Genomic DNA, 1,131 nt, shown 5'->3' with positions numbered 1-1,131 from the left:
GAAGGCTTCTTGTCCGATCCGCTCGCGTAGGGCGTACAGCACCAGGACGCCGCCGGTGTAGCGCTGGTTGTCGAAGAGGTTGGCGGCGTTGGGTTTGGCGACGGGGCCTGAGGTGGAGCGCCAGATGTCGGCTTGGCTGTAGGTGTACTTCATCCGCTGCTCGAGTGTGGTGTAGCCGCGGGAGTCGGGCCAGCCGCGTTCGTAGCGGTAGATGAGTCCGTAGTAGTCGGCGTGGCCTTCGTTGACCCACAGGTCGGACCAGGACGCGGGTGACACGCTGTTGCCCCACCAGCTGTGGACGATTTCGTGCATCATGTGGGACCCGATGGCCTTCTCTTCCTGCAGCAGGAAGTTCGGCTTGTACAGCGTGAGCGTCTGGGTTTCCAGGCCGGTGAAGTCGAACGCGTCGGGCTTGTCGGTGTTGACCGGCAGCAGGCCGTAGGCCTCCAGCGGGAACGCGCCCAGGTGCTGCTTGATCCAGGCCAGGTGGCCCGGGGTCAGGGCCAGCGCCGGCTCCAGCGCCTGTGCCCGCGCGGTGGGTACGACGTCGCGCAGGCGTACACCATCGAGGGTGCCGCGTTCGATGATCGTGTAGTCGCCGACACTTAGTTGCAGCAGTTCGGTGGCCACCGGATCACGGGAGACCCAGGTCGTGGTCAGGGTGCCGTCGGGGTTGGTCTGCTCGCGCACCTTGGTTCCGGTCGCGATGCTGGTCAGGTCGGCTGGTGCGGTGATCCGCACGAGGTAGTGGGCCTTGTCGGAGGGGTGGTCGTTGCACGGGAAGATCGTGTGCGCGCCGGCGGGCTGTGGTGCGGTGGCCAACCCGTCGTCGGTCACGACGAAGCCGCCCGCGGGCGGTGGGATCTGCGCCGGGTCGGTGGAGTAGTCGACCTGGACGACGAAGACGCCGCCGTTGTGCAGCGACTTGGCCGGCGTCACCACCAGTTCCTCACCGGCTTGGGTGAACGTCGCCGGGCTCCCGTTGACCTTGACCGAACCGATCCTCAGCCCGGCCGCGTCGAGGCTGAAACGGCTGAGGCTCTGCGTGGCCTTGGCCGTCATCGTGACCCTGCCCTCCACCAAGGCGTCAACCGGCTGACCGGCCGCGGTGTAGGTCAGGTCCAGGGCATA

The 1,131-nt window shown here is 66.9% G+C and carries 1 protein-coding gene; it reads right to left on the bottom strand.

The window, feature by feature from the left end:
* Positions 1-1,131, bottom strand: a 1,131-nt coding sequence (locus ACYVF6_RS35710; RefSeq protein WP_460527979.1) for a M1 family metallopeptidase, incomplete at both ends; no start/stop codon positions are given.

It is taken from the genome of Flindersiella endophytica (assembly GCF_054779015.1).
The sequence above is the reverse complement of the archived record's forward strand: the minus strand, read 5'-3'. Positions and strand labels throughout refer to the sequence as shown.